This is a genomic window from Virgisporangium ochraceum, from assembly GCF_016863655.1.
GTDB classification, from domain to species: domain Bacteria; phylum Actinomycetota; class Actinomycetes; order Mycobacteriales; family Micromonosporaceae; genus Virgisporangium; species Virgisporangium ochraceum.
In genome coordinates this window covers 1-7,670 of the sequence record NZ_BOPH01000169.1, presented here as the reverse complement: position 1 = coordinate 7,670, position 7,670 = coordinate 1, and the positions used below count along the sequence as shown (strand labels likewise).

Below are 7,670 nucleotides of genomic sequence, written 5' to 3'. Positions count from 1 at the left end.
AAGAACGCGATCTGCCGGTCGTAGCCGGCCGCCATCCTGTCCCAGATGCGGCGCTGTTTGGCGGTCGGGGTCTCGCAGACTCTCGGCACGGCGGTTCCTTCCAGGGTCACGGGTCGGGAAGGGAGCACTGCACATCGGTGGACGCGGCCGCGGTGATGACGCCCATGACGACCTGCCGGACCCGGTCGCCGGCCTGGGCCGGGTCGGGTTGGCCGGCGTCGAGCCAGGCGATGACGGCCTCGATGGCCACCACCGGCGCCAGCTGCGATGCCCAGCGGGCCAGCGCGTCGTCCGGGACGAACGCCCTGATCTGCAGGTAGGCCGCGGCTGTGGTGTCGTCGCGGAACTTCTCGATGCGTTCCTTGAACTCCGGCTCGCGGACGGCGTGCTGGAACAGCAGCCGGAACCCGGCCGGTGACTCCGCGGCGGCGGCGAGCAGCCCGTCGACGCTGGCGTCGGTGAACCCGCCGACGGGCTCCTCGACGTGGGCTTCCAGACGCGTGCACATGCGGTCCAGGACCGCCTGGTACAGGTCGGTCTTGGAGTCGAAGTGCCGGTACAGGATCACCCGCGTGATGCCCGCCTCCGCGGCGATCTCGTCTAGGCCGGTTGCCGCGTACCCGCTGCGCGCGAATGCCTCGGTGGCCGCCGCGAGGATCTGCTCGCGGCGCTCCGCCCGGGGCAGTCGACGGGTCGGCTCCCGGTTGTCGTCCACCATTCGTGCACCCTCTTCACTTGTTGACGCTGAAGTGTACTTACGCCTATGTTCACTTTCAAGTACACATCTGGGAGGTATCGATGACCGATCCGATTGTCGCCGTCGACCGGGTCGCCAAGCGGTTCCGGGGCACCCGCGCCCTCGACGGCCTGACATTGGACGTCGACCGCGGCGTCGTCTACGGACTGCTCGGCCCCAACGGCGCGGGCAAGACCACCCTCATCCGCGTGCTCGCGACACTGCTGCGGCCCGACGGCGGCAGCGCCCGGATCGCCGGCCTCGACGTCGTCCGCGACGCCGCCCGGGTGCGGGAACGGATCGGGCTCGCCGGCCAGTTCGCCGCCGTCGACAACCACCTGACCGGCCGGGAGAACATCGTCATGATCGGTCAGCTCTACGGCCTGCGCCGCCGCGAGGCCGTCCGCCGGGCCGCGGAGATCGTCGACCGCATCCACCTCGCCGACGCCGCCGACCGCCCGGTCCGCACGTACTCCGGTGGCATGCGCCGCCGCATCGACCTCGCCGCCAGCCTCGTCGGCCGTCCCGAGGTGCTGTTTCTGGACGAGCCGACCACCGGCGTCGATCCCGCCAGCCGCCAGGACATCTGGCGCCTCGTCCGCGAGCTGGCCGCCGACGGCGCCACCGTCCTGCTCACCACCCAGTACCTCGACGAGGCCGACCACCTCGCCGACCGCGTCGCCGTCATCGACCACGGCCGCCTCCGCACCGAAGGCACCACCGCCGACCTGAAGAACCGCTTCGGGACCTCCGTCGTGGAACTGGAGGTGGCCGCCGGCCAGGCGCCCCTGGCGCTGACGGCGCTGGAGCGGCTCGGCGCACGGCGGGACCCGGGACGCTGCCGGCTGGTGCTGCCGGCGCCGGACGGACCGGTCACCCTGCGGCAGGCGCTTCAGACGCTGGAGACCGCCGCCGTCACACCGACCGATGCCGTGCTGCACCGGCCCACCCTCGACGACGTGTTCCTCGCGCTGACCCGGGAGCCGGCATGAACACCGTGCTCCACACGGCGGTGATCGCCCGGCGCAACCTGCTGGTCAACGTGCGCCTGCCCGACGTGCTGATCCTGTCGACCGTGCAGCCCGTCGTGTTCGTGCTGCTGTTCCTCTACGTCTTCGGCGGCGCGATCGAAGCCGCCCTCCCACCCGCGGCCCGGGGGCGGTACATCCTGTGGCTCATCCCCGGCATCCTCGCCCAGTCCGCGGTGTTCGGGGCCGCTCCCGCCGCCTACGGGCTCAACAACGACCACACCACAGGCGTCCTCGACCGCTTCCGGTCGCTGCCGATGGCCCGGTCCGCCGTCCTCGCCGGGCGCACCGCCTCCGACCTGATCCGCAACACCGCCGTCCTCGGCCTGCAACTCGCGGTCGGCGTCGCGCTCGGGTTCCGCTGGCACCACGGCACCGGCGGCATGCTCGCCGCGATGGGCGTCGCCCTCGTCTTCGGCTACGCCTGCTCCTGGGTCATGGCCTGGCTGGGACTGGTCATCACCCACACCGAAGCCATCCAGGCCGCCGTGTACCTCGTCGTTTTCCCATTGACCCTGACCAGCTCGGTGTTCCTCCCGACCGGGACGATGCCCGGCTGGTTGCGGGTCTTCGCCGACCACCAGCCCATCACGGTCGTCGCCAACGCCCTGCGCGGACTCACCCTCGGCCCGGGTGCGCTGCCGGCCGGGCACACCGTCGCGGGCGAGGCGCTGCTCGCGCTCGGCTGGAGCGCCGGGATCCTGGCCGTCTCCGCGCCGCTCGCGGTGCGCGCCTACGGGCGCGCGGCCCGCTGACCGCGGCCGTTCACGGGGCGTGCCGACCGTGCGCGCGTCACGGTCGTCGGGCGGAGGCCAGGAACAGCGGGACGGCGAGGAACATCCACCCGTCGCGGGCGCGCTGGCGTTGCTCGTCCGCCCAGGAGTCGGCCTGATCCCGGGTGACGGCGCCGGCGTCCCGTGCCGCGGCGCCGAGGCCGAGCAGGATCGGCAGCATCGCCGGGTCGGTGAGGACCGCGGTGTGCACCTCCACGGTCGGGTCACGGAAGCCGGCCGCCAGCAGCAGGGTGCGGTACCGGCGGGCGGCCCACGGGTTGGTGACCGTGTCGGCGCGGGCGTGGACGATCGCGCGGGTCAACGGCCGGTCGTCGGCGTCGATGACGAACGTGTCCCAGTCCTGTCCGACCAGGACGGCCACGCCACCGGGCGCGAGCACCCGGGCGGCCTCGGCCAGCGCGCGCCGCGGGTCGGCGAGCTCGTGGAAGACCTTGTCGGCGCGGTAGCCGGCGACCGAACCATCGTCGAGCGGCAACCGGTACGCGTCACCGGTCCGCACGTCGAGGCCGGGCCACCGGCGGCGGGCCTCGGCGACCATCTCCTCGTCGAGGTCGACGCCGACCGGTCGGAAGTCGCGCCCCGCGAGCTCGGCCGCCGCGCGGCCCGTCCCACAGCCGACATCGACCACCGACGAACCCGCCGGCAGCGACAACAGCTCGTAACCCCGGCGCCGCAACGCGGCGGCGCCGGGCAGCGCCTCGGCGAGATCGAGCAGACGGACCCGGGACTCGGCGCTCGTCGACATGCCCGCGAGCCTGCGACTTAATGTCGACGTGAAGTCAACCCCGGAGCTGACCAGTCGGTGCGGTCGCCGCCCGGTTCGGCCTGGCGACGCACGCCGACCGGGCCGGCCTCCCCGCGCCGAAGGTCGGGCTTGACGTTGGACCCCGCTCCAAGGTTTACGGTGGCCTCATGAGCGCCACGGTCACCGGAACAGCGGGCGGGTTGCGGGTCGGCGAACTCGCCAGGACGGTCGGCGTCAAGCCCGACACCGTCCGGTACTACGAACGGGCGGGGCTGCTGCCCGCCCCCACCCGCACGTCGTCGGGGTACCGGGCCTACGACGACACCGCCGTCGACCGGATGCGGTTCATCCAGGGCGCCCAGCGCCTCGGCCTGCGACTGGCCGACATCCAGCAACTGCTCGCGATCCGCGACACCGGCAGCTGCCCCTGCGAGCCCGCCGAGCACCTCCTGCGGCGCCGGCTCGCCGAGCTCGACGCCGAGATGGCCCGGCTCGCCGCCCTCCGGTCGGAGATGGTCGCGATGATCGACGGCCTGCCGACCGGGGACTGTGCACCGCCCGTACCGGGCGTGTGGTGCCCACCCACCGGAAAGGAGGTGAACGACGATGACTGACCTGACCAACCTGTCCTGCTGCTCCTGCTGCGGCGACGAGTGTCCGCCCGACTGCTGCGACTGATCACGGCCGGCAGCTGACATCGTGGTCCGCCGAGCGCGCCGGCGGCCCACCAGAGTAGGGCTGCGCAATCAGCATCCGCACGGCCATCCGCGGCGGCGCCGCGGACATGTGACCGGCGATCGTCACCGCCCGCCGCGGGCTCTGAGGACCCGCTCGGGTTCGGACACGTCGCGCTCGATCAGGGCCGTGCGCGCCAGCACCTGCTGCAGGGTGACCGTCCGCTCGGAGCGGCCGCGGCCGATGAAGCTGACGAACCAGTGCAGCACCGCCGTGACCCGGTTCTTGAAGCCCACCAGGTACAGCAGGTGCACGGCCAGCCACAGCAGCCAACCGAGGAAGCCCGACAGCCGCAGCTTCCCCACGCTCGCGACGGCCGAGAACCGGGAGATCGTCGCCATGCTGCCCTTGTCGCGGTAGCGGAACGGCTGCCCGGTCGGCTCGCCGCGCAGGCGCCGCGTGATCTGGCCGGCGGCGTGCTTCGCGCTCTGGATCGCCACCTGCGCCACGCCCGGCAGACGGTCGAGGGACATGAGGTCTCCGACGACGAAGATCTCGGGGTGACCGGCGAGCGTGCAGTCGGGCTCGACCACGACCCGCCCCGCCCGGTCGGTCTCCACGCCGGCCGCCCGCGCCAGGCGGGCACCCAGCGGGGCGCCGGACACGCCGGCCGCCCACATCTTGGTCATGCACTCGACGCGGTGCGGCTTGTCGTACCGGTCGACCAGCTCGATTCCGGTCTCGTCGACACCGACGACCTTCATGCCCAGCTCCACCTCGACGCCGAGCTGGTGCAGGCGCCGCAACGCCTTGGTCGACAGCTCGTCGCCGAACGTACCGAGCACCGCGTCCGCCGCGTCGAGCAGCAGGATCCTGGCCGTGCGCGGGTCGATGCGCCGGAACTCACCGGGCAGGGTCCGGTGCGCCAGCTCCGCGATCTGGCCGGCCATCTCCACACCCGTCGCACCGGCACCGACGACCACGAACGTCATCCAGCGCTCGGCCGCGACGGGGTCGGTCTCCAGTTCGGCCATCTCGAACGCGCCGAAGATCCGTCCGCGCAGCTCGAGCGCGTCGTCGATGCTCTTCATGCCGGGCGCGTGCGCCGCGAAGCCGTCGTTGCCGAAGTAGGACTGCGTGGCACCGGCCGCGACGACGAGGCTGTCGTAGCCGACCGTGAACGTGGTGCCCGGGGCCTCGGCGGTGAGGGTGCGGCCCTCGACGTCGACGTCGGTCACGTCGCCGAGGAGGACCTCCACGTTGCGCTGCCGGCGCAGGATCTCGCGCGTCGCGGGAGCCACCTCGCCCGGCGAGAGGATGCCGGTCGCCACCTGGTACAGCAGCGGCTGGAACAGGTGGTGGGTGGTCCGCGCCACCAGGGTGATGTCCACCGGGGCGCGGCGCAGCGCCTTGGCGGCGAACAGCCCACCGAACCCCGAGCCGACGATCACGACCCGGTGCCGTCGCTCGCCCGCCATCAGCCGGCGTTGACGTTGTCGTCGACGTCGCGCCGCACGCCCGACGGCAACCACCGGTGGGCCCGGTCGGGATCGGTCAGGCTGTCGAACACCACTTCCGGCGGAGCGGTGAAGTCGTAGGTCTCGCTGATGTCCACGACGGTCACCTTCCCGGACCGCCGCGGTTCAACCCCTGCGGAGCCGAGCGGATGAACGCCTGGAGGGCGTCGGCGAAGTCCTTCGGCGACCCGTAGAACGGGAAAGTGCGCGCCGCCCTCCCCTCGCCGCCGACGACGTGTGCCTGCCCGTCGACGGCGGCTGGCCGTACGGATCCCTTGACCTTGACACGGTGACAAGCGCTTCACTCGGGGCATGACCATGACGAAGGCGCTCCGGGCCCTGGAGAGCGGCAGTTCCTCGGTGCGGCTGCGGGCCGCGATGGCGGTCGGCACCGCGCCGGACCCGGCGTTCGTGGAGCCGCTCGTCGAGCGGTGCGCGGTCGAGACCGAGTTCGCGGTGCGCGAGGCGCTGACCTGGGCGCTCACCCGGCAGCCGGCGTCGGTCACGGTCCCTCGGCTGGTCGGGGAGCTGCGGTCGGAGCGGGCGCAGGCCCGCAGCCAGGCGCTGCACACGCTGTCCAAGATCGGCGACCGGCGGGCCTGGCCGGCGATCACACGGACCCTGCTGACCGACCCCGACGACGACGTGGCGCGCAGCGCCTGGCGGGCCGCGGCCGTGCTGGTGCCCGACGACGAGCGGGCTGCGCTGGCCGCGGCACTCGTGACGCAGCTGGGGCGCGGCGGGCGGGAGACGCAGCTGAGCCTCAGCCGGGCACTCGTCGCGCTCGGCGAGGCGGCCGCACCGGCCGTGCACGCCGCCACGACCCACACCGACCCGGGCGTGCGCGGCCACGCGTCCGCCACCGAACGGTTGGCGCGTGACCCGGACGCCGGATTCGAGTTCTCGATCGGGCAGGCCCAGCGCGTCGTAGCCTTGGGCCCGGCCGGCCGGGAGGAGTGAGACGCGGTGTTGATCGGCGACGTGGCCCAGCGGTCGGGGGTCAGCGCCCGCATGCTCAGGCACTACGAGTCGCTGGGACTGGTGCGGCCGACGGGCCGGTCGGGCGCGAACTACCGGGAGTACTCCGAGGAGGACATCCGGCGGATCTTCCACATCGAGAGCCTGCGCTCGTTGGGGCTGTCGTTGAAGGACGTCGGCCGCGCCCTCGACGACCCCGGCTTCACCCCGTCGGACCTCGTCGACGGCCTCATCCGCCGCACCCGCGACCGCATCGCCCGCGAGACCGAGCTGCTGACCCGGCTGCGCCGGATCGACGCCACCGACCCGGCCGGCTGGGAGGACGTCCTGCAGATCGTGGCGCTGCTGCGGGCGCTGGGATCGGAGAGCGCGGAGACCCGCCAGCGGGCGGCCCTGTCCTCACCCACCGGCGAGCTGCCGGTGGAGGCGCTGGTCGACGCCGCACTGGGCGAGGCGGACCCGAACGTCGCCGGCGCGCTCCGCTGGGCGCTGGCCCGGTCCGGCGACGGCGGGCTCGCCCTGCTGGCCGAGGGCCTCGACGCGCCCGACGCCGAGGTCCGCCTGCGGGCGGTCCGGTCGATCGTGGAGTTCCCGGACGCCGGGGCGACCGAGCTCCTTCGTGCGGCGCTGGCGGACCCGGACCTCACCGTCCGCCGGTACGCGGCCCTGGCACTGGGGACCCGCGGTGTGGCTGACGCGGTCCCGACGCTCATCGACATGGTCGTCGACGCGGCGAACGACGTCGAGGCGGCCGACGCCCTGAGCGCGCTGGCGACGGACCCGGCCCGCGCCGACGGCATCGCCACCGACCTCGTCGCCCGCCTCGGGATCTCGGCTCCGGGCCCGGCCCCCGGCCCTGCGCCAGACGCCGCGGACGCGTCGACCCGTCGACGGCTGGCCCAGGCCCTGGCGGGCATCCCGGGCCCGGTCGCCACCGGGGCCCTCACCCACCTGACCGGCGACCCGGACCGCGGCGTATCGGTGACAGCGACCTACGTCCTCGGTCTCCGCGCCGAGGGGTGATCCACGCGCAGCCCATATGGGAGAGCACAACTGCAAGATCGGCGAAGGCCGCGCCACCACCTGCTCCAAGATCCGCCATCGACCACCCTGGCATGCACACCGGATACGGGCGGTATGTCACGCTTGCGGCGCCCGAACCCACAGATCTTGGACGCTTGTACATCGAATTGGCGG

9 protein-coding genes are annotated in these 7,670 nt (G+C 73.2%); 5 read left to right on the top strand and 4 right to left on the bottom strand.

Annotated elements, in window-relative coordinates; translation table 11 throughout:
• Positions 1–106 precede the first annotated feature (106 nt).
• Positions 107–718: a TetR/AcrR family transcriptional regulator gene (locus Voc01_RS52465; protein WP_203935314.1), complete on the bottom strand. Its 612-nt coding sequence runs from the start codon at positions 716–718 to the stop codon at positions 107–109.
• A gap of 80 nt (positions 719–798) precedes the next feature.
• On the opposite strand from Voc01_RS52465, the gene Voc01_RS52460 reads away from it, so the two are divergent.
• Positions 799–1,728, top strand: a complete 930-nt coding sequence (locus tag Voc01_RS52460) for an ATP-binding cassette domain-containing protein (RefSeq protein WP_203935313.1) — start codon at positions 799–801, stop codon at positions 1,726–1,728.
• Complete coding sequence (locus Voc01_RS52455; RefSeq protein ID WP_203935312.1) at positions 1,725–2,519, top strand: ABC transporter permease; 795 nt, start codon at positions 1,725–1,727, stop codon at positions 2,517–2,519. The genes Voc01_RS52460 and Voc01_RS52455 overlap by 4 nt, the downstream gene beginning before the upstream one ends.
• 37 nt (positions 2,520–2,556) lie before the next feature.
• Here the strand turns inward: Voc01_RS52455 and Voc01_RS52450 are convergent, their stop codons facing one another.
• A complete protein-coding gene (locus Voc01_RS52450; RefSeq protein ID WP_203935311.1) occupies positions 2,557–3,303 on the bottom strand; it encodes a methyltransferase domain-containing protein in 747 nt (248 codons plus the stop codon).
• 167 nt (positions 3,304–3,470) lie between these two features.
• Between Voc01_RS52450 and Voc01_RS52445 the strand changes: the two genes are divergently transcribed.
• Entirely contained in the window at positions 3,471–3,917 is a 447-nt protein-coding gene (locus tag Voc01_RS52445; protein WP_203935310.1) for a heavy metal-responsive transcriptional regulator, read from the top strand.
• A gap of 186 nt (positions 3,918–4,103) precedes the next feature.
• Here Voc01_RS52445 and Voc01_RS52440 read toward each other — a convergent pair whose 3' ends face one another.
• Complete coding sequence (locus tag Voc01_RS52440) at positions 4,104–5,456, bottom strand: NAD(P)/FAD-dependent oxidoreductase (RefSeq protein WP_203935309.1); 1,353 nt, start codon at positions 5,454–5,456, stop codon at positions 4,104–4,106.
• Positions 5,456–5,593, bottom strand: a complete 138-nt coding sequence (locus tag Voc01_RS52435; protein ID WP_203935308.1) for an SRPBCC family protein — start codon at positions 5,591–5,593, stop codon at positions 5,456–5,458. The genes Voc01_RS52440 and Voc01_RS52435 overlap by 1 nt, the downstream gene beginning before the upstream one ends.
• Before the next feature lie 214 nt (positions 5,594–5,807).
• Here Voc01_RS52435 and Voc01_RS52430 point away from each other — a divergent pair, with 214 nt between their 5' ends.
• Together Voc01_RS52430 and Voc01_RS52425 are read left to right on the top strand one after the other, a co-directional pair.
• Positions 5,808–6,455, top strand: a complete 648-nt coding sequence (locus Voc01_RS52430; protein WP_203935307.1) for a HEAT repeat domain-containing protein — start codon at positions 5,808–5,810, stop codon at positions 6,453–6,455.
• A 6-nt stretch (positions 6,456–6,461) separates the two neighbouring features.
• Complete coding sequence (locus Voc01_RS52425; RefSeq protein WP_203935306.1) at positions 6,462–7,496, top strand: HEAT repeat domain-containing protein; 1,035 nt, start codon at positions 6,462–6,464, stop codon at positions 7,494–7,496.
• Positions 7,497–7,670 lie beyond the last annotated feature (174 nt).